Origin of the sequence: Aeromicrobium sp. Leaf289, assembly GCF_001423335.1 — a bacterium.
Lineage (GTDB): Bacteria > Actinomycetota > Actinomycetes > Propionibacteriales > Nocardioidaceae > Aeromicrobium.
In genome coordinates, this window is sequence record NZ_LMNK01000002.1 from 1,034,606 (window position 1) to 1,054,340 (window position 19,735).

A 19,735-nucleotide genomic window follows, 5' to 3' on the forward strand; every position below is an offset into this window, starting at 1 on the left:
TGCTCCCCTGCGGCGGAGCCGCTGCTACTTCTTGGTGCCGAGCAGGCCGTTGAGCAGGCCGGGGACCAGCCCCTCGGTCTCCTCGTTGCCGAGCAGGCCGCCGACGAGTGGATCGGTGACCGCGCGCAGGCCCTGCGGCTTCGCCGAGGGCGAGGGGGTGACCGGTGCCGGAGCCGGCGTCGGGGCGCTCGTGGCCTCGTCCGACGTGGGCGCCTTCGTGACCGGGGCCGGGGCGGTGTCGTCGCGGGTGCTGGCGGCCGGCTCGGCATCGGAGGCAGACGCGGGACGGCCCGGTCGGACGACCTGCTGGACGACCTGGACCAGGGCGTCGACGTCGGCCTTGGCGCACGTGCCGCACAGACGGCCGGCCTGACCGGCCAGGTCGGTGACGACGGCCGTCGCCGAGTCGAACGCGGACGCCGCGTCGGCGGGGACCTCGGCCGACATGACGCTCAGGTCGACGGCGGAGGCCGCGGCGAAGTCGTTGACGGTGTCGATCGTCGCGGTGGAGCCGTCGGAGTCGAAGGCGCCGAAGAGCTCGGCCGAGCCCTGCTCGGCCTCGGTGCTGAAGTCGTCGAGGAGCGCGCCGACCTGGGCCCGCTGCTTGGTCGAGCCGTCGCCCAGCACGGCGCGGGCCTCGCGGAGCCGCTCGGCGGCGATCTCGAGCCGCTGCGTGCCGCGGCCCTCGTCGGTGCGCTGCATGGCCAGCTCGACGTTCTCGACGCCGCGCTTGACGGGGTAGAGGACGTCGCCCGGGATGGCCTGGGCGCTGCCAGCGACCATGCCGACCACGCCGAGGGAGGAGACGGCGGCCACGGCCAGGCCGGCGATCCGGCGGCGGGTGCGGGGAGCCGACGGCGCCACGGTGGGCGGCGTGCGGTCGGCCACGGCACGCCGCGAGGCGCCCGGGTCGGGCACGAGGACGGTCTGCGCCTCGGTCATGAGTCGCTCGCGCAGGGCGGCGCGGAACTCCGGTCGCGGGGTCGCGACGGCGGACTCGCACACCAGCTCGGCAGCGCGCACCAGCTCGGCCACCTCGGCGGTGGCGGGGGTGCCGGACTCCCAGGCCTCGTGGAAGGCCTGGGCGTCGTCGCGGCCCGAGCGGGGTCTCATCGCGTCGTCCTGTCTGTGGTGGCGTCTACAGCTCCAACGATGGGGAAGACGTCGGAGTTACGCGTTCGTGACGCGGTTCGCACCATCTCGTCCATCAGGGGCCCGGTGGCCAGGCGGCGCGTCGGCCCGGTCCGCGCGACGCCGCTCATCGGATGCCCTCCGGCATCTTCTTGGCGAGGTTGCGCACGGCGCGCAGCTGCAGCTGCTTGATGGCGCCCTCGGTCCGGCCCAGGGCGGCGGCCGTCTGGGCGATGCTCAGGCCCTGGATGAAGCGCATCAGCACGCACTCGCGCTGCTCGGTGGGCAGCTCGGCCACGGCCGCGAAGAGCATCTCGTTCGACAGGAGCGACATGACGTCGTCCTCGGTGCTGGGGGCGGTCTGCGGGCCCTCCGGCACGTCGTCGGAGACGATCTCGAGCCGAGCCCGGCCGGACTTGAAGTGGTCGACGACGAGGTTGCGGGCGATCGTGGTGAGCCACGCGCCGAAGTCCTTGCCCTGCCAGCTGAAGCGTTGGATGGCACGCAGGCCGCGGACGAAGGTCTCGCTCGTCAGGTCCTCGGCCAGCTGCTGGGACCCGACCCGGTAGTAGATGAACCGGAAGATCCCGTTCACGTAGTGGTCGTAGAGCTGGCCGAACGCCTCGGCGTCGCCCTCGCGGGCGAGGTCGACGAGGGCGCGCAGGCGCAGCTCCTCGGGATCGCCGTGCGGGTCGACCGGTCCGTTCGAGAACGCGGAGCTGAGCGAGGGGCCGGGCGCGGGCGCCGGCTCGGCCAGCGCCATGGCGAGGAGGGTGTCGTCAGGGGTCGCCAGGGCGTGGGACAGCGCCCATCGCAGTGCTCCCACGTTCGCGGCCATCGATCCCTCCCGAAGATCGAGTCGATCGTATGCCGCTGGGACGGCGCGTGTCTGCAGAAATCCGGGATCGGTCTCGCTCCCTGGGCGGTCAGCGGCGCCGGAGGGCGCGTGCCGCACGCCAGGCCGCGAAGGCGAGGGCCCCGCTGCCGGCCACCCGTCCGCCGGCGAGGGCGACCTTGCGACCGGTGCGGTAGTCGCGGACGTCCCAGCCCTGGTCCTTGGCGTGGGAGCGCAGCTTCGGGTCGGGGTTGATGGCACAGGGGTGCCCGACGAGCGAGAGCATCGGCAGGTCGTTGTGGGAGTCGGAGTAGGCGAAGCACCGCGCGAGGTCGAGGCCCTCGCGCTCGGCGATCGCCGTGACGGCGACGGCCTTGCCCTCGCCGTGCAGCAGCTCGCCGACCAGCTCGCCGGTGTAGACGCCGTCGACGTGCTCGGCCACGGTGCCGAGCGCGCCCGTGAGGCCGAGACGACGGGCGATGACGGCGGCGATCTCGATCGGCGCGGCGGTCACGAGCCAGACGCGCTGGCCGGCGTCGAGGTGCTGCTGGGCGAGCGCCCGCGTGCCGGGCCAGATCTTGTGCGCCATGTGCTCGTCGAAGATCTGCTCGCCGACCTCCTCCAGCTCGCGGACGCTGTGCCCGGCGATGAAGGCCAGGGCGGAGGACCGGGCCTTCGCGATGTGCTCGGGGTCCTCGACGCCGGCGAGGCGGAAGTACACCTGCTGCCAGGCGGCCTTGGCGATGTCGCCGGTCGTGAAGAAGTCGCGCCGGTGCAGCCCGCGGGCGAAGTGGTAGATCGAGGCGCCCTGCATGATCGTGTTGTCGACGTCGAAGAACGCTGCGGCGTCGGCGTCCGGACGCGGTGCCAGCCAGTGCTCGACCTCGCTCGCGGCGGCGGCGGCCTGACCGGCCAGGACGGAGCGCGACCGCAGGTTCGGCCCGGTCCGGGGGACCCGCTGGCTGGTCATGCCACGAGGCTATCGGTCGAGTGGTCCTTCGCCCAGGCTCCTCGGTCGCTCGAACCCCCCGCGGGGGCCGGGCGCGCTGTGGTTGACTCGCATCGTGACCTCCTCGAACGAGTCGGACGTCCCTGGGCTCACGAACGTCCCGGCTCCCACCAGCGTCCCGGGGCCCACCAACGTCTCGGGGCTGCTGGGCGCCGCGGCGGAGCGCACGCCGGACGCCGTGGCCCTGGTGGAGCACCGCGGCGGGCGTCACGAGCGCACCTGGGCCGAGCTCGACGCAGCGGCCGACGCCGTGGCCCGCGGCCTGAGCGGGGTGGGGCTGCGCGGCGGCCATCGCGTCGCCCTCGTGATGGCCAACCGGATCGACCTGGCGGTCGCCTACTTCGGCATCCTGCGCGGCGGCATGGTGGCCGTCCCCGTCAACCCCCGCTCGACCGAGCGCGAGATCGGCCGCATGCTGGCGGACTCCGGCGCCAGGGTCGTCCTCTGCGACGAGACGGGCATCGAGCAGGTCCGCGCCGCCGTCGCCGGGCTCGACCACGAGGGCCCCGGCCTCACGGTCGTCGTCGACGGGACCGAGCCCGGACCGGGCGAGATCGCCTTCGAGCGCCTGCTGCGCGACGCGCCCGCCGTGGAGCCGGCAGCTCCCCGCGACGACGAGGCCCCGGCGGTCGTGCTCTACACGTCGGGCACGAGCGGCAAGCCCCGTGGCGCGGTCCTGTCGCACCGTGCCCTGCTGGCCAACGTCGAGCAGACCGCGGCCGTCGAGCCGGCCATCGTCACGGCCGACGACGTCGTGCTCGGTCTGCTGCCGATGTTCCACATCTACGGCCTCAACGCCGTCCTCGGCCAAGCCGTGCGCCAGGGTGCGCGGGTGGTGATGGTCGACGGGTTCGACCCGGCCGGCCTGCTCCGCACGATCCGCGACGAGGGGGTCACGAACGTGGCGCTCGCGCCCCCCGTGATCGCGGCCTGGGCCGGGCGCTCCGACCTGCGCGAGCACCTGGGCGGGGTCAAGCACGTGCTGAGCGGCGCGTCGGCGCTCGACCCGGAGCTGGCGGCCGTCTTCGCCGAGTCGTCGGGGCACCACGTCGAGCAGGGGTACGGGCTCACGGAGACCGCCCCCGTCATCACCGCCACGCTGGCGTCGGGTCGCGACGTCGGCGTCCCGCCGCGCCCCGGCTCGGTCGGTCGCGCGCTGCCGGGTGTCGAGCTGCGCCTCGTCGACGCCGGCGGCTCCGACGCCGCTCCCGGCGACCCTGCGGAGATCTGGGTGCGTGGCGCCAACCTGTTCTCCGGCTACTGGCCCGACGGTTCCGACGGCCCGCGCGACGACGGCTGGTACCCGACCGGTGACATCGGCTACCTCGACGACGAGGGCGACCTCACGCTCGTCGACCGGGTGCGCGAGCTCGTGATCGTGTCTGGCTTCAACGTCTACCCCGCCGAGGTCGAGGCCGTGGTCGTCGAGCTCCCCGAGGTCTCGGAGGTGGCCGTGGTCGGCCTGCCCGACGAGAGCACCGGCGAGGCGGTCGTGGCGTTCGTCGTCCCCACGTCCTCGGACGTCGACGCGGCGGCGCTCGAGGCGAGCGTGGTCGAGCACTGCTCCACTCGGCTCGCTCGGTTCAAGCAGCCGCGCCAGGTCGTCGTGGTCGAGGGGCTGCCGCACTCGGCGACGGGCAAGGTCGCCAAGGGGCGCCTGCGGGCGCTGGCCCGCAGCCAGGACCTCGGGCTGCTCGCACCGTGACCGGTCCCGCCGACACCGACGTCCCGCACGCCCTCGACGCGCGGGTCGTCGTCTACAGCCGCGAGGGCTGCCACCTGTGCGAGGCCGCCGAGGCCACGGTCGCCGAGGTGTGCGCCGACGTCGACGCGACGTGGGCCCGCGTCGACGTGGACGCCGACCCCGCCCTGGTCCGCAGGTTCTCCGACATGGTGCCGGTGACCTTCGTCGACGGCCGGCAGCACGACTTCTTCCGGGTCACCGAGGCGCGGCTGCGCACGGCCCTCGGCAGCTCCTGAGCGTCGCGACCTTTACCACGGCGCGTGTGAGGAATCCCACCCACCCCTGCTCTCGATTTTGTTCCCACGTTCACAAGCTCGTAAACTGATGTGGCGCTGCGAACACCCCCTTGGGTGAATCCCCGCCGCGGCGCGATGGAGCACCGTGACCCTTCTGCGCACCCCCCGGCTCGCCGGGACCCCTGACCGTGCAACGGCCCAGGCCCCGCGTGACGTTCCCGACGCCACCGTCGCCCGGCTGCCGCTGTACCTGCGGGTCCTCGCGTCGTTCGCCGACGCCGGCGCCACCACGTGCTCGTCCGTCGAGCTCGCCGAGGCGGCAGGGGTCAACCCGGCCAAGGTGCGCAAGGACCTCTCCCACCTCGGCTCCTACGGCACGCGCGGGGTCGGCTACGACGTCGAGTACCTGCGCTACCAGATCGCCCGCGGACTGGGTCAGACGCAGACGTGGGACGTCGTGATCGTCGGTGCCGGCCACCTCGGCTCGGCACTCTCCACGTACCCGGGCTTCAGCCCGCGCGGGATCCGGGTCGCCGCGGTGGTCGACACCGACCCGGACCGGGTGGGCTCGACCATCGGCGACCTGCAGGTGCAGCCGCTCGCCGCGCTCGACTCGCTCGTGTCCGAGCAGGGCATCGCGATCGCCGTCGTGGCCGTGCCGGGCGACGCGGCCCAGGACGTCGCCGACCGGCTGGTCGCCGCCGGCGTCACGAGCATCCTCAACTTCGCCCCGGCCGTCCTGCAGGTCCCCGACCACGTCCAGGTCCGCAAGGTCGACCTCTCCGTCGAGCTGCAGATCCTGGCCTACCACGAGCAGCGGAAGGCGGAGACTGCATGAGCGTGCTGGTCGTGGGCATGTCCCACCGCTCGGCCCCCATCGACGTGCTGGAGCGCGCCTCCCTCGACACGGACGCGGCGGTCAAGCTGGCCCACCGTGCCCTCGAGTCGGCGTCGGTCACCGAGGCGGCCGTGATCTCCACGTGCAACCGCGTCGAGGTGTACGTGGAGGCCGACCGTTTCCACAACGCCCTCGAGGACGTCTCCCACCTGCTCGCCGAGCAGGCCGGGATGGGCCGCGAGGACCTCGTGCACCACGCCTACGTGCACTACGACGACTCGGCCGTGGCCCACCTGTTCTCGGTGGCCTCCGGCATGGACTCGATGATCCTCGGCGAGAGCCAGATCCTCGGCCAGGTGCGGCAGGCGCTGCACACCGGCCAGGCCGAGTCCACGATCGGGTCGGCCCTGAACGCCCTGTTCCAGCAGGCGCTGCGCATCGGCAAGCGCGGCCACGCCGAGACGGGCATCGACCGGCTCGCGCCCTCGACCGTCACGGCCGGCCTCGACGCCGTCGGCCCGGTCGTGACCGCTCCGGGGACGCGCTTCCTGGTGGCCGGTGCCGGCACCATGGCGAGCCTCGCCGTGCGCACGCTCGTCGACCGCGGCGTGGCCCCGCACCGGATCATGGTCGCCAACCGCACGTTCCAGCGGGCGTACGAGCTCGTCGCCACGTTCGGCGTCAGCGCCGTGCGGTGGGAGGCCATGGACGTCGAGCTGTCCGCGGCCGACGTCGTCATCAGCTGCACGGGGGCGGCCGGCTCGGTGTTCGCCACCGACCGCGTGTCCCGTGTCCTCGACGACGGGCTGTCCAACGTCACCGGCGAGCTGGTCTTCGTCGACCTGGCGCTGCCGCGCGACGTCGAGGCCGGGGTGGCCGAGCTCGAGTCCGTCAGCGTCATCGACCTCGTCACGCTGGCCGCTCGCTCGGAGAACGCCGAGCTCGCGGCCGACGTCCAGCAGGTCCGCGCCATCGTCGACGACGAGGTGCGCAGCTTCCTCGCCGCCAAGAGCCAGTCACGCGTCACGCCCACGGTCGTGGCGCTGCGCAGCATGGCGACCGAGGTCGTCGAGGCCGAGACGAGCCGCCTGCTCGGCCGGCTCCACGGCCTGCCGGACGAGCAGGTCGACCAGGTGCGCCTGGCGCTCAAGCGGGTCGCCGACAAGCTCATCCACGCTCCCACCGTGCGCGTGCAGCAGCTGGTCGACGGGCCGGGCGGCCTCACCTACGCCGACGCGCTCTCCGACCTGTTCGCGCTCGACCCCGCCGCGGTCCAGGCGGTCACCCAGGTGAAGGGGGAGAAGGCATGACCACCGCCTCCCAGCATCCCGCGCGTGAGACCCCCTTGCGTCTGGGCACGCGCGCCAGCGCCCTGGCCACGACCCAGTCCGGTCACGTGGCGGCTCGGATCACCGAGCTGACCGGTGTCGAGGTCGAGCTCGTGACCATCAGCACGGAGGGCGACCGCAACCAGGCGCCGCTCACCCAGATCGGTGGCACCGGGGTGTTCGTGGCCGCGCTGCGCGAGGCCCTGGTCGACGGGACCGTCGACGTCGCCGTCCACTCCCTGAAGGACCTGCCCACCGCCGCCGACCCCCGGCTCTCCCTCGCGGCGGTCAGCGTCCGCGAGGACCCGCGCGACGTGCTCGTGGCCCGCGACGGCCTGACCCTGGGCGAGCTGCCCCGTGGTGCGCGCGTGGGCACCGGCTCCCCGCGTCGCGAGGCCCAGCTGAACGCCCTCGGCCTGGGGGTCGAGGTCGTCCCCGTGCGCGGCAACGTCGACACCCGGATCGCCAAGGTCCGCTCCGGCGACCTCGACGCCGTGGTGCTGGCCCGCGCCGGCCTGCTGCGCCTGGGGCGGGAGTCCGAGGCCACCGAGGTCCTCGACCCCATCCAGGTCCTCCCCGCCCCCGGACAGGGGGCCCTCGCCTGTGAGTGCCGCGTCGACGACGACGCGACCGCTCGCCTCCTCTCCGTGCTCGACGACCCGGACACCCGGGCCGCCGTCACGGCAGAACGTTCCCTGCTCTCCACCTTGGAGGCAGGGTGCAGCGCACCGGTCGGAGCTCTCGCCGACGTCGTCTGGGGCGACGACGGCGACGAGCTGTGGCTGCGTGCCGTGGTCGGAGACCCCTCCGGCTCACCCACCATCCGCCTGTCCGCCTCCGGCTCGCTCAGCGAGCCGGCAGCGGTCGGCGAACGTCTCGCTGCCGAGATGCTCGCCGAGGGCGCAGCCGAGCTGATGGCCACCCCTGCGGTCGGTCCATCGATCGGTTCCGCCTCATGACCACCCGGCAGTCCAGGAAGAAGACCACCACCGTGACACCACCCACCACCGCCACCGTCGAAGCACCCGCGAAGAAGGAGCCCGCCACGAAGCGCAGCCCCAAGCCGCTGGGGCACGTGAGCTTCGTCGGCACGGGACCGGGCGACGCCAGCCTGCTGACCGTCCGCGCGGCCGAGCTCATCGCGCAGGCCGACGTCGCCATCATCGAGCAGCCCGAGCAGGCTGCCCTCGTGCCCGAGGGCGTCGAGGTCGTCGACGGCGGGCTCGGTGAGGACGGCGTCGTCCTCACCCACGCCGCGCGCGCTCGTCTCGTGGTGCGCCACGCGAAGACCGGGGCGCACGTCGTGCGGCTCGTGAGCGGCGACCCGTTCACGTACGCCACGGCACCCGAGGAGGCCGCGGCCTGCGCGAAGGCGGGCATCGCCTTCGAGATCGTCCCCGGCGTCTCGTCTGTGACGGGCGTCCCCGCCTACGCGGGCGTGCCGCTGACCAACAAGGCGCACCGCCAGTACCGCGTCGTCAGCGTCGGAGACGCGTCGATCGCCTGGCCCGACTACGCCGGCACCGACACCCTGGTGCTGCTGTCGGCCGTGGCGCGGATCGGTGAGATCGCCGCGGGCCTGATCGAGGCCGGCCGGTCCGCCGAGACCCCCGTCGCCATGACCCGCGTGGGCACCACCACCGAGCAGTCGACGGTCGTCTCCACGCTCGCCGACATCGCCGTCGACGCGCGCGCCGCAGGCATGACCTCGCCGGCCATCACGGTCGTGGGCGAGGTCGTGGCCATGCGCGAGGCGCTCTCGTGGTTCGAGACCAAGCCGCTCTACGGGTGGCGCGTGCTCGTGCCCCGCACCAAGGAGCAGTCGGCCGGCCTGGCCGCGCGTCTGCGGTCCTACGGCGCCGTGTCCGAGGAGGTCCCCACCATCTCGGTCGAGCCGCCGCGCAACCCCCAGCAGATGGACAAGGCCGTGCGCGGACTCGTCGAGGGCCGGTACGAGTGGGTCGCCTTCACGAGCGCGAACGCCGTCAAGGCCGTCCGCGAGAAGTTCGAGGAGTACGGGCTCGACGCCCGTGCGTTCTCCGGTCTCAAGATCGCAGCCGTGGGCGAGAAGACGGCCGAGGCCATCGCCACCTGGGGCATCAAGGCCGACCTGGTCCCGAGCGGCGAGCAGTCGGCCCGGGGCCTCCTGGAGGACTGGCCGCCGTTCGACGAGCTGCTGGACCCGATCAACCGGGTGTTCCTGCCGCGCGCCGACATCGCGACCGAGACGCTCGTGGCGGGTCTGCAGGAGCTCGGCTGGGAGGTCGACGACGTCACGGCGTACCGCACCGTGCGGGCGGCCCCGCCGCCGGCGCCGACCCGCGAGGCCATCAAGACCGGCAAGTTCGACGCGGTGCTCTTCACGTCGAGCTCCACGGTGCGCAACCTGGTCGGCATCGCGGGCAAGCCGCACGCGTCGACGATCATCGCGTGCATCGGCCCGGCCACGGCCCAGACGGCCGAGGAGCACGGTCTGCGGGTCGACGTCATGGCCGAGCAGCCGTCGGCCGAGGTGCTGGCCGACGCGCTGGCCGCCTTCGGTGCCGCGCGCCGTCTCGAGTTCCTCGAGGCCGGCGAGCCGGTGCTGAAGCCGTCGCAGAAGAAGCCCTCCTCGCGGCGCAAGGCCTGAGTCGATGACGTCGGGACCCTCGGCCGATCGCTCCGCAGGACCGGTGCAGGGTCCGCCCCTTCACCGACCGCCCCTCCACCGACCGCGCCGTCTCCGCACGACGCCCGCCATGCGGGCGCTCGTGCGTGAGACGCGCACGGAGCCGTCGCAGCTGGTGCTGCCGATGTTCGTGGCCGAGGGCCTGCGGGAGCCGCGGCCGATCGCGAGCATGCCCGGCGTCGTGCAGCACTCGCGTGACTCGGCGCGGCGTGCCGTGCGCGAGGCCGCCGACCTCGGCCTCGGGGGCGTCATGCTGTTCGGCGTCCCCGAGCACAAGGACGCCGAGGGGTCCGGGGCGCTGGCGGCCGACGGCATCCTCAACATCGCCCTCGCCGACGCGCGCGACGAGGTCGGCGACGACCTGCTCGTCATGGCCGACCTGTGCCTCGACGAGTTCACCGACCACGGCCACTGCGGTGTGCTCGACGACCACGGGCGGGTCGACAACGACGCCACGCTCGAGATCTACGGGCGGATGGGCGTGGCGCAGGCCGAGGCGGGGGCCCACCTCGTGGGTCCCAGCGGCATGATGGACGGCCAGGTCGGCGTCGTGCGGTCCGCCCTCGACGCGGCCGGTCACACGGACGTGGCGATCCTGGCCTACGCGGCCAAGTACGCGTCCGCCTTCTACGGACCGTTCCGCGAGGCCGTCGACTCCTCGCTGCAGGGGGACCGCAAGACCTACCAGCAGGATCCGGGCAACGCCCGCGAGGCGCTGCGCGAGACCCTGCTCGACGTGGCCGAGGGTGCCGACATCGTGATGGTGAAGCCGGCACTGGCCTACCTCGACCTGGTCTCGCTCGTGCGCGCGCACGTGAGCCTGCCGGTCGCCGCGTACACGGTCTCGGGGGAGTACTCCATGGTCGAGGCCGCCGCCCAGCAGGGCTGGATCGACCGCGACCGCACCGTCGACGAGACGATCACGTCGATCCGCCGCGCCGGCGCCGACATCGTGCTGACGTACTGGGCCGCCGAGCTCGCCCGTCGCGCCTGAGACCTCCGGGTCCGGAGGTGCCGTCGTCGCGACGACGCGCTCCGCAGCGCCCCCGTCCCGTCGCGGCGGGTGGGCCAGGAACGACGAAGCCCCCGGTCGTGGGACGACCGGGGGCTTCGAGCAGGGCGATCAGCCCTTCGTGTACTTGTCCATGCAGGTCTTGAACCGAGCAGCGTGGGTGCTGAGCGGGAGAGCGGAGACCTCGAGCGCGCAGCGCAGGTTGGCCTCGGTGGCCGAGAGCAGGTCCGTCACCGGCTTGGTGACGGGTGCCAGGGGCGTGTTCTCGACCGCGCCCTGGACGGCACCGCCGACCGTGGAGCCGCCACCGCCGGAGGATCCACCCGTGGACCCGCCGGTCGAGCCCGTGCCACCGCCGGTGGAGCCACCGGTGGACCCGGTCCCGCCGCCGGTCGAGCCGGTGCCGCCGGTCGATCCGCTTCCCGATCCGCCCTTCGACCCGCCGGACGCCTCGCTCTGGCGGACCTTCTTCTCCTTCTTGGCGGCGTCGGTGCGCTGGGCCGGCGTGAGGGTCTGGTCGAACGAGCGGCTGGTGAGGACCGAGCCCGTGGAGGTGCCGTTGGGAGTGGCGGTGAAGTCGCCGCTGGCGTAGGCCTTGCTGATGCTCAGCACGAGGTCGACGTAGGAGGAGGAGTTGTTGTAGCGCCGCACGGCCGCTGCCGCGTCGCCCTCGTCGGAGAGGTCGCCGCTGCCGGAGCACAGGTAGATGCCCGACGCGGTGGCGGCGTCGTTGATGTTCTGGGGGTCCTTCTTGCCGTCACCGTCGGCGTCGACGCCGACCGAGCGCCAGGTGCCGGGGATGAACTGCATCGGGCCGACCGCACGGTCGTAGACCGAGTCCTTGTCGAGCGCGCCGTTGTCGCTGTCGGTGATCTTCGCGACGCCGTCGCGGCCATCGAGCGGGATGCCGTAGATGCCGGGCTTGGCCACGCCCTTGGAGTCGAGCGCGTTGCCGCCGGTGCGGCCGTGGTTGGACTCGACGCGGCCGATCGCGGCGACGAGGTTCCAGGGCAGGTTGCAGGAGGCGTCGGCCTTGGCGAGCAGCGTCTCGGCGCGACGGTAGGCGTAGAGCGCGGAGGACGGGATGCCGTTGGTGGACAGCGTGGCCAGGGTGCCGGAGGCACCGGCGCGCGAGTCGACGCCCGCGGGCTCGGCCTGGACGCTGGCCGGCTTCTCGAACGCCGTGGCGGGCACGTCGGGGACCTCGTCGGCGCTGACCCGGTCGTCCGCCGTGGCGAGACCGGAGTTGCTGATGGCGGCACCCCATGCGACGACGAGCAGGCTCATCGGCACCAGGGCGCTGGCCTTCTGCCAGCGGCTGAGCTTGCGTGCTCCCATGCGTCTCGTCCCTCCCGTGACAGCGTGGCTCGCGTCACAGTAAACAGATGTTACCTGCTGGTGCGTCCCCGCAGGTGTGGCCCTCGTCTCACCAACGAGACGGATCACCGCAAGGTTACGGCGAACGAGGGACGACGGCATCCCTCTCCCGGGGTGGAAGGGGGCGTGGGGCCTCCTCCTCGGGCACGGCTTGAGACACTGGATCCATGGCCCCCACTCCCGTGTCCCAGCAGTGGTTCGACCGCGCCGTGCAGGTCTCGCCCGGCGGTGTGAACTCCCCGGTGCGAGCGTTCCGTGCGGTGGGGGGCACCCCGCGCTTCATGGTCTCGGCCCAGGGGGCCTGGCTGCGCGACGCCGACGACACCGAGTACCTCGACCTCGTGGGGTCCTGGGGCCCGATGCTGCTCGGCCACGCGCACCCCGAGGTGATCGCCGCGGTCACGGCCGCGGCGGCCCGCGGCACCTCGTTCGGCACGCCCAGCCCGCCCGAGGTGGAGCTGGCCGAGGAGATCGTCGGCCGCGCTCCCGTCGAGCAGGTCCGTCTGGTCACGTCGGGCACGGAGGCGACCATGTCGGCCATCCGCCTGGCCCGCGGCTTCACCGGGCGCAGCCGGGTGGTCAAGTTCGCCGGCTGCTACCACGGGCACGTCGACTCCCTCCTGGCCGAGGCCGGGTCGGGCGTGGTCACGCTCGGGCTCCCCGGCTCGCCCGGGATCCCCGCCCACGTCACCGCCGACACGATCGTGCTCCCGTTCAACGACCGCGACGCCGTGGCGGCGGCGTTCGCCGAGCACGGTGCCGACATCGCATGCGTGATCACCGAGGCCGCGGCCGGGAACATGGGCGTCGTGGCGCCCGAGCCCGGGTTCAACCGCTTCCTGTCCGAGACGTGCGCGGCGCACGGTGCGCTGTTCGTGAGCGACGAGGTGATGACGGGGTTCCGCGTCACGCGCTCCGGGCACTGGGGCCTCGACGGGGCGGTCGAGGGATGGCGGCCCGACCTGCTGACCTTCGGCAAGGTCATGGGCGGCGGCTTCCCTGCGGCGGCCTTCGGCGGTCGCGCCGACGTCATGTCGCTGCTGGCGCCGAGCGGTCCGGTCTACCAGGCCGGGACCCTCGCCGGGAACCCCGTGGCCTCCACGGCGGGACTCACCACGCTGCGCCTCGCCGACGACGCGGCCTACGCCCGCCTCGACGACTGGTCGGCCCAGGCGCGCGACCTCGTGTCGTCGGCGCTCGACGAGGCCGGGGTCCCGCACGTGGTGCAGAACGTCGGCAGCATGTTCAGCGTGGTGTGGGGGCTCACCGAGCCGGTGCGCGACTTCGCGGGCGTGCAGCGCCAGGAGACGTACCGCTACACCGCGTTCTTCCACGCCATGCTCGACGCCGGCGTGTACCTGCCCCCGAGCGCTTTCGAGTCCTGGTTCGTCTCGGCGGCGCACGACGACCGCGCACTCTCTAGGATGGCCGAGGCGCTGCCCGCCGCCGCTCGTGCTGCTGCCGCAGCGACGCCGGCCCCCCAGGAGGCAGCCGCTCCGTCATCGGTAGAGCCGTCGACCATCGCAAGGACCCCCTCATGAGCGAACGCACGATCGTCCACCTGATGCGCCACGGCGAGGTGCACAACCCCGAGGGCGTCCTCTACGGCCGGCTCCCGGAGTTCTACCTCTCCGACCTCGGTCACCAGATGGCCGTCAAGGCAGCCGACTTCCTGTCCAAGCACGAGATCGTCCACCTCGTGTCCTCGCCCCTCGAGCGCGCCCAGCAGACCGCCGCGCCGCTCGCGACCCTGCTCGAGGCCGAGGTGACGATCGACCCGCGGGTCATCGAGGCCGACAACCTCTTCGAGGGCCGCACCGTCGGGGCGGAGCCGAGGGCGCTGGCGCACCCGAAGAACTGGTGGCTGCTGCGCAACCCGTTCCGTCCCTCGTGGGGCGAGCCCTACCAGGACATCGCGACGCGCATGCGGGCCGCCGTGGCCGACGCGCGCGACGCCGCCCGCGGCCACGAGGCGGTCATCGTCTCCCACCAGCTGCCGGTCTGGATCGCCCGCCAGGCGTTCGAGCAGAACTCGTTCGTGCACGACCCGCGCAAGCGGCAGTGCACGCTCGCCAGCATCACGAGCCTCACCTTCGACGGCGACGACTACGTCGGCTTCACCTACGCCGAGCCCGCGGGCGACCTGCTGCCCGACGACCTCAAGGCCGGCAAGAAGTTCGTCGGAGGCGCCTGACCCGTGACCCGATCCTTCCCCCGGCGAGGTGGCGTGCTGCTGCTCGTCGTGACCCTCGCGGTGCTCGCCGGCTGCTCCGGTCGCGGCACCGAGGGTTCCACGGGCGGCTACGTGAGCGGCAGCCGCTTCGTCAGCCTCGTGCCGGTCGACGAGCGTGAGGAGGCGCCCGTCCTGGAGGGTGAGGACCTGGAGGGCGAGACGATCAGCTCCGCCGACTTCGCGGGCAGGACGCTGGTGGTGAACGTGTGGGGCTCGTGGTGCCCGCCGTGCCGCAAGGAGGCACCCGTGCTGCAGGGTGTCGCGGAGCAGTACGCAGACCAGGGCGTGCAGTTCCTCGGGCTCAACGTGCGCGACCAGACGGCCGCGGCGCGGGCCTTCGAGAAGCGCGTCGGCACGACCTACCCGAGCATCGTCGACACCGACGGTCGCCAGCAGCTCGGGTTCGCCGACAGCCTGCCGTCGCAGGCCATCCCGACCACCTGGGTCATCGACGCCGAGGGCCGGGTGGCGGCGAGGATCATCGACCCCGACCTGCGTGCGTCCACGCTCTCGGGCGTCATCGACGACGTGCTGACGAGCCGGTCATGACCGACTGGTTCGCCGACACCGTCCTGTCGGGGTCGCTGCTGCTCGCGGTGCCGGTGGCCGTGGTGGCCGGCCTGGTGTCCTTCTTCTCGCCGTGCGTGCTGCCGCTGCTGCCCGGCTACCTGTCCTACGTGAGCGGCGTGGGCGTGCAGGACCTCGAGACGTCGGGCCGGTCGCGCCTGCTGCTCGGCTCCGTGCTGTTCGTCCTGGGCTTCACGGTCGTGTTCGTGGCCGGCGGTGCCCTGTTCGGCGCGGTGGGCCAGCAGCTCTACGACTACCGGCGGCTGATGTCGATCGTGCTCGGCCTGGTGGTGATCGTGCTGGGCCTCGTGTTCAGCGGCGTGCTGCCGGTGCTGCAGCGCGAGGTGCGCGTCCACGCCGTGCCCGCCGTGGGCGTGGCCATCGCCCCCGTGCTGGGCGTCTTCTTCGGGCTGGGGTGGCTGCCCTGCATCGGCCCCACGCTCGGTGCGGTGCTCACGCTCGCCAACACCGAGGGCACGCTCGAGCGCGGCGCCTTCCTGACCTTCACGTACTGCCTCGGGCTGGGGCTGCCGTTCGTGGTCGCGGCGCTCGCCTTCGGCCGCTTCATGGGTGCCGTCCGCTGGGCCCGCCGCCACCAGCAGACGCTGCAGCGGGTCGGTGGCGGGCTGCTCGTCGTCGTGGGGGTGCTGCTGGTGACCGGTGTGTGGGACGCCCTCGTGACCGACCTGCAGACGTGGGCCGGCGGCTACGGGGCGGCGATCTGATGGCCCGCGAACCTCGTGAGCGCCCCGACCTGGCGCCTGCGCTCGGCACGGTCGAGACCCTGCGGTGGGCGTGGCGCCAGCTCACGTCGATGCGCACGGCGCTCCTGCTGCTCCTGCTGCTCGCCGTGGCGGCGATCCCGGGCTCGATCGTCCCGCAGCGCGGTGTCGACGCCCGGGCGGTGGAGGCGTTCCAGGCCCGGCACCCCGACCTCACGCCGTGGCTGGAGCGGCTCGGCGTCTTCCACACCTACACGTCGCCCTGGTTCAGCGCGATCTACCTGCTGCTCATGGTGTCGTTGGTGGGCTGCATCCTGCCGCGCACCCGGGTGTACCTGAAGGCGGTCCGCGCCCGTCCGCCCAAGGCCCCGCGCAACCTCGAGCGACTGCCCGCGTCGGCCGTGTTCGAGACCGACGCCGACGTCGAGGAGGTGCTGGCCGTCGCGCGCGAGACGCTGCGTGGCCCGCGCCTGCTGCCCACGCGCATCGACGTCGTGCGCGGGGGTGCCGGGCCCGGGGCGGCGAACGACGCTGCCGAGGTCCGGGCGGAGCGCGGCTACCTGCGCGAGCTCGGCAACCTGGTGTTCCACACGAGCATCGTGGCGGTGCTGGTCGGCGTGGCCGTGGGGGCGCTGTTCGGCTACCGGGGTGCGGCGATCGTGACGCAGGGCGACGGCTTCGCCAACGTGCTCACCCAGTACGACGAGTTCTCCTCGGGTGCGCTGTTCGACACCGACGACCTGCCGCCGTTCTCGCTGCAGCTGGACCGGATGGTCGCGCGGTTCTGGACCGAGGGCCCGCAGCGCGGTGCGCCGCGGCTGTTCGAGGCGTCGGGCTCCTACCGGGCCGGCGTCGACGGCGCGGAGAAGCCGTACGAGATCCGCGTCAACCACCCCCTGGCCGTCGACGGCACGTCGGTGTTCCTCGTGGGCCAGGGCTACGCTCCCGTCATCAGGGTCACGGACGCACAGGGCGACGTCGTGTTCGACGGGGCGGTCCCGTTCCTGCCCGCGGACGGCACGTACACCTCCAACGGCGTCATCAAGGTGCCCGAGGCCCAGCCGGAGCAGCTCGGCTTCCAGGGCTTCTTCCTGCCGACCGCGGTGTCGGACGGCACGGAGGAGGCGTCGATCTCGGCCTTCCCCGGCGCCGTCAACCCGCTGCTCGGGCTGTTCGTCTTCCACGGCGACCTCGGCATCGACGACGGGCTCCCGCAGTCGGTCTACGTGCTCGACAAGGAGAACCTCGAGCAGTACAAGAACGCCGACGGGTCGAACTTCCGGGTGAGCCTGAGCCCGGGCCAGGAGGCCGACCTGCCCGACGGCGGCACCATCGAGTTCGTCGACCTGACCCTCTTCGCCCGGTTCCAGATCGCGTCGACGCCGTTGGTGTGGCTGCCCCTCGGTGGCATCAGCATCGGCATCGTCGGGCTGGTGCTCTCGCTGGCGATCCGCCCCCGGCGCACCTGGGTCCGGGCCCGTCGGGACGGCTCACGTACCGTGGTGGAGGTCGCCGCGCTCGACCGCGTCCCCCGGGACGACCTCGGCACGAGCCTCGACGAGCTGCTCGAGCGGCTGCGCAGCGGGCTCGGTGACCGGACCGATCCGCAGAAGGAGACCCGATGAACCTCGCCGACTACGCGCAGGTCTCGAACTACGCCATCGCCTCGGCCACGGGCATCGTCGCCCTGGCCTTCCTCGCGCACGTCGCCGAGTGGGGCTTCGCACGGCGCAGCGCGCCCGCGTCCGCCCAGGTGCCGGTCACCGCCGGTGCCCCCGCCGGGACGGTCGCCGACGACGCGCCTGCCTCGCCCGAGGAGTCGCCGAGCCGTCCCGACGTCCTCTCGTCGATCGCCTACTCCCTCGCCGTGCTCGCGAGCGTCGTGCTGGTCGTCGGCATGGTCTCCCGCGGGCTCGCGGCGCAGCGGGTGCCGTGGGGCAACATGTACGAGTTCGGCGTCGGCGGTGCCCTGGTGGCGCTCGTCGTCTACGTCGTCGTCGCGCGGATCTCGCCCATCGAGTGGCTCGGTGGCATCGTCACGGGCTTCGCGCTGGTCGTGCTCGGAATGGCGTCGTCGACGTACGTGCCGGCCGGACCGCTCGTGCCCGCCCTGCACTCCTATTGGCTCGTCATCCACGTGGCCGCGGTCATGATCGCGGGAGCCTTCTTCCTGCTCGGCACGGCGGCGTCGGTGCTGTACCTCGTCCGCGCCCGCGCCGAGGAGAACGGCACCGTCGGCCCGACGCTGTCGCGGTTCCCGACCGCCGCCGTGATGGACCAGCTGGCCTACCGCGTGATCGCCGTGGGCTTCCCGCTCTGGACGTTCGGCGCCCTCATCGCGGGCCCGATCTGGGCGCACTACGCCTGGGGCCGCTACTGGGGCTGGGACCCCAAGGAGGTCTGGGCGTTCATCACCTGGGTGGTCTACGCCGGCTACCTGCACGCCCGTGCCACGGCCGGCTGGAAGGGCAAGCGCGCCGCGACCATCGCGATCGTCGGCTTCGCCACCTTCCTATTCAGCTACTACGGCGTCAACCTCTTCGGCTCCGGCCTCCACTCCTACGCCAAGTAGCCCCGACCAGTCCCCACGTTTCGGACAGTTGTGGGGCACTCCGGCCGGTGAAAGTGCCCCGCAACTGTCCGAAACGTAGGGACGTGCCGGTTGTCCACAGGGGTGCGTTGCCCTGCGACCGGGGTGCGGCCACGGTGGGGCGATGGACCTGCCCACCGACCGACCGTTCACCGTGAGCGAGGCAGCGGCGAGCGGGGTGACACGCGACGTCCTGCGGAGTCGCCGGTTCCGTCGACTGCTGCGCGGCGTGTACGTCGGAGCCGACGTCGCGCTGACCCTGCGGGTGCGGCTGCTCGCGGTGCTCCTCGTGCTCCCTGACGACTGCGCGGTGAGTCACCGCACCGCGCTGGCCCTCTGGGGACACGACACCAGGGGAGCGGGACTGGAGCTCTCCACCCGCACCGAGCTGCGTACCCGTCTGCCCGGGGTCGTGCTGCACCGTCGACTGCACCCCATCCAGACCGTCGAGCGCGACGGCCTCCGGGTGACGACGCCGGAGCGGACCTTCGTCGACTGCGCGACCCGGCTCGGGATCGTCGCGCTGGTGCAGGCGGCGGAACACCTCCTGCGGACCGCCACGACGAGGAACGTCCTGGACACCTTCTGCTGGACCCATCACCTCCATGGCGTGGTTCGCGCACGGCGAGCGATGGCCCTGGTGCGGGAGGGAGCGGAGTCACCCATGGAGTCCCTGCTCCGGCTCATGCTGGTCTTCGCACGGTTGCCGGAGCCGCGGGTCAACGTCGTCGCCCGCGACGCACAGGGCCGGTTCGTCGCGCGGGTCGACCTCCTGTACCCGCGCTGGAAGGTGGTGGTGGAGTACGACGGGCGGCACCACGAGACCGACGCTCGCCAGTGGGCACGTGACCGGTGGCGACGGGAGGCGCTCGAGGCGCTCGGCTACCGGGTCATCGTGGTTGCGGCCGCCGACCTGGCCGAGCCACGGCACATTCCGTGGCGCGTTCATCGCGCCCTGGTCGAGCGCGGCTACGACGGACCGCGTCCGGTGACGAGCGTCCAGTGGCTCCGCTGGTTCACTCGGGCTCCCGTTGTGGACACTTCCGGGGCACAACGAGCCGCCTGACCCACCCGCAACTGTCCGAAACGGGGAGACGGCCGGGGTGGGGTCAGAGGCCGCGGAGGTAGTCGGGGTCGTCGTCGGGGCCGCGGGTGGGCGGGCGGCCGCCGGGCCAGCCGTAGCCGGAGTCGCGGGGCGGGCGGCCCTTGCGGGGCTGCGAGCCCAGGAACACCCAGGCGAGCGGTCCGACGAACGGGACCAGGATGGCGACGAACCACGCCGCCTTCGGCAGGCCGCGGACCTGCGAGCGAGGGGTGGCGATGAGGTCGAAGAACGCGTACACGAGCAGGACCACGCCCACGATCGCGATCAGTGCCTTGCCCATGGCGACACCGTACCCGCGACCCTCAACCTCGGCTGGTCGACGGCCGGGCCGCGCGACGGT

At 72.9% G+C, this 19,735-nt stretch carries 19 protein-coding genes; 14 read left to right on the plus strand and 5 right to left on the minus strand.

What is annotated here, in order from left to right; all coding sequences use genetic code 11:
* Window positions 1-24: 24 nt before the first annotated feature.
* From ASF37_RS08980 to ASF37_RS08990, 3 genes are all read right to left on the minus strand, one after another.
* Window positions 25-1,113: a DUF5667 domain-containing protein gene (locus tag ASF37_RS08980; RefSeq protein WP_056579943.1), complete on the minus strand. Its 1,089-nt coding sequence runs from the start codon at window positions 1,111-1,113 to the stop codon at window positions 25-27.
* Between the two features lie 145 nt (window positions 1,114-1,258).
* Window positions 1,259-1,969, minus strand: coding sequence for a sigma-70 family RNA polymerase sigma factor (locus ASF37_RS08985; RefSeq protein WP_055963958.1), 711 nt, complete (start codon window positions 1,967-1,969; stop codon window positions 1,259-1,261).
* 88 nt (window positions 1,970-2,057) lie between these two features.
* Window positions 2,058-2,936, minus strand: coding sequence for an HAD family phosphatase (locus tag ASF37_RS08990; RefSeq protein WP_055963961.1), 879 nt, complete (start codon window positions 2,934-2,936; stop codon window positions 2,058-2,060).
* 94 nt (window positions 2,937-3,030) lie between these two features.
* On the opposite strand from ASF37_RS08990, the gene ASF37_RS08995 reads away from it, so the two are divergent.
* From ASF37_RS08995 to hemB, 7 genes are all read left to right on the plus strand, one after another.
* The gene (locus ASF37_RS08995; RefSeq protein ID WP_200931200.1) at window positions 3,031-4,680 is read left to right on the plus strand and encodes a class I adenylate-forming enzyme family protein; all 1,650 of its coding nucleotides are present in this window, start codon (window positions 3,031-3,033) and stop codon (window positions 4,678-4,680) included.
* Window positions 4,677-4,955: a glutaredoxin family protein gene (locus tag ASF37_RS09000; protein WP_056556001.1), complete on the plus strand. Its 279-nt coding sequence runs from the start codon at window positions 4,677-4,679 to the stop codon at window positions 4,953-4,955. The genes ASF37_RS08995 and ASF37_RS09000 overlap by 4 nt, the downstream gene beginning before the upstream one ends.
* A gap of 154 nt (window positions 4,956-5,109) precedes the next feature.
* On the plus strand, window positions 5,110-5,793 hold the full coding sequence (locus tag ASF37_RS09005) for a redox-sensing transcriptional repressor Rex (protein WP_055966207.1): 684 nt from the start codon (window positions 5,110-5,112) through the stop codon (window positions 5,791-5,793).
* On the plus strand, window positions 5,790-7,103 hold the full coding sequence (locus ASF37_RS09010; protein WP_055963966.1) for a glutamyl-tRNA reductase: 1,314 nt from the start codon (window positions 5,790-5,792) through the stop codon (window positions 7,101-7,103). Before ASF37_RS09005 ends, ASF37_RS09010 begins: the two co-directional genes overlap by 4 nt.
* Window positions 7,100-8,080 (plus strand): hydroxymethylbilane synthase, encoded by a 981-nt coding sequence (gene hemC / locus ASF37_RS09015; protein WP_055963969.1) that lies wholly within the window; start codon window positions 7,100-7,102, stop codon window positions 8,078-8,080. The genes ASF37_RS09010 and hemC overlap by 4 nt, the downstream gene beginning before the upstream one ends.
* The gene (locus ASF37_RS09020) at window positions 8,077-9,750 is read left to right on the plus strand and encodes a bifunctional uroporphyrinogen-III C-methyltransferase/uroporphyrinogen-III synthase (protein WP_082482020.1); all 1,674 of its coding nucleotides are present in this window, start codon (window positions 8,077-8,079) and stop codon (window positions 9,748-9,750) included. The genes hemC and ASF37_RS09020 overlap by 4 nt, the downstream gene beginning before the upstream one ends.
* Before the next feature lie 4 nt (window positions 9,751-9,754).
* Window positions 9,755-10,783: a porphobilinogen synthase gene (gene hemB, locus ASF37_RS09025; RefSeq protein WP_082506455.1), complete on the plus strand. Its 1,029-nt coding sequence runs from the start codon at window positions 9,755-9,757 to the stop codon at window positions 10,781-10,783.
* Window positions 10,784-10,912: 129 nt separating this feature from the next.
* Here the strand turns inward: hemB and ASF37_RS09030 are convergent, their stop codons facing one another.
* Window positions 10,913-12,139: a lytic murein transglycosylase gene (locus ASF37_RS09030; RefSeq protein ID WP_056579947.1), complete on the minus strand. Its 1,227-nt coding sequence runs from the start codon at window positions 12,137-12,139 to the stop codon at window positions 10,913-10,915.
* Between the two features lie 206 nt (window positions 12,140-12,345).
* On the opposite strand from ASF37_RS09030, the gene hemL reads away from it, so the two are divergent.
* From hemL to ASF37_RS09065, 7 genes are all read left to right on the plus strand, one after another.
* Window positions 12,346-13,719 carry a glutamate-1-semialdehyde 2,1-aminomutase gene (gene hemL / locus ASF37_RS09035; protein ID WP_055963977.1) on the plus strand — a complete coding sequence of 458 codons (1,374 nt, stop codon included), beginning with the start codon at window positions 12,346-12,348 and terminating at the stop codon, window positions 13,717-13,719.
* Window positions 13,716-14,372: a histidine phosphatase family protein gene (locus tag ASF37_RS09040; protein WP_055963980.1), complete on the plus strand. Its 657-nt coding sequence runs from the start codon at window positions 13,716-13,718 to the stop codon at window positions 14,370-14,372. The genes hemL and ASF37_RS09040 overlap by 4 nt, the downstream gene beginning before the upstream one ends.
* A gap of 3 nt (window positions 14,373-14,375) precedes the next feature.
* Window positions 14,376-14,960, plus strand: coding sequence for a TlpA disulfide reductase family protein (locus ASF37_RS09045; protein WP_082495376.1), 585 nt, complete (start codon window positions 14,376-14,378; stop codon window positions 14,958-14,960).
* Window positions 14,957-15,703, plus strand: coding sequence for a cytochrome c biogenesis CcdA family protein (locus ASF37_RS09050; RefSeq protein ID WP_055963986.1), 747 nt, complete (start codon window positions 14,957-14,959; stop codon window positions 15,701-15,703). The genes ASF37_RS09045 and ASF37_RS09050 overlap by 4 nt, the downstream gene beginning before the upstream one ends.
* Entirely contained in the window at window positions 15,703-17,325 is a 1,623-nt protein-coding gene (locus tag ASF37_RS09055) for a cytochrome c biogenesis protein ResB (protein ID WP_056579950.1), read from the plus strand. Before ASF37_RS09050 ends, ASF37_RS09055 begins: the two co-directional genes overlap by 1 nt.
* Window positions 17,322-18,272, plus strand: a complete 951-nt coding sequence (ccsB, locus tag ASF37_RS09060) for a c-type cytochrome biogenesis protein CcsB (RefSeq protein ID WP_055963991.1) — start codon at window positions 17,322-17,324, stop codon at window positions 18,270-18,272. The genes ASF37_RS09055 and ccsB overlap by 4 nt, the downstream gene beginning before the upstream one ends.
* Before the next feature lie 142 nt (window positions 18,273-18,414).
* Window positions 18,415-19,356: a DUF559 domain-containing protein gene (locus ASF37_RS09065; RefSeq protein ID WP_056579952.1), complete on the plus strand. Its 942-nt coding sequence runs from the start codon at window positions 18,415-18,417 to the stop codon at window positions 19,354-19,356.
* A gap of 43 nt (window positions 19,357-19,399) precedes the next feature.
* On the opposite strand, the gene ASF37_RS17350 is transcribed toward ASF37_RS09065, so the two are convergent.
* Window positions 19,400-19,675 carry a PLD nuclease N-terminal domain-containing protein gene (locus ASF37_RS17350; protein WP_055963998.1) on the minus strand — a complete coding sequence of 92 codons (276 nt, stop codon included), beginning with the start codon at window positions 19,673-19,675 and terminating at the stop codon, window positions 19,400-19,402.
* Window positions 19,676-19,735 lie beyond the last annotated feature (60 nt).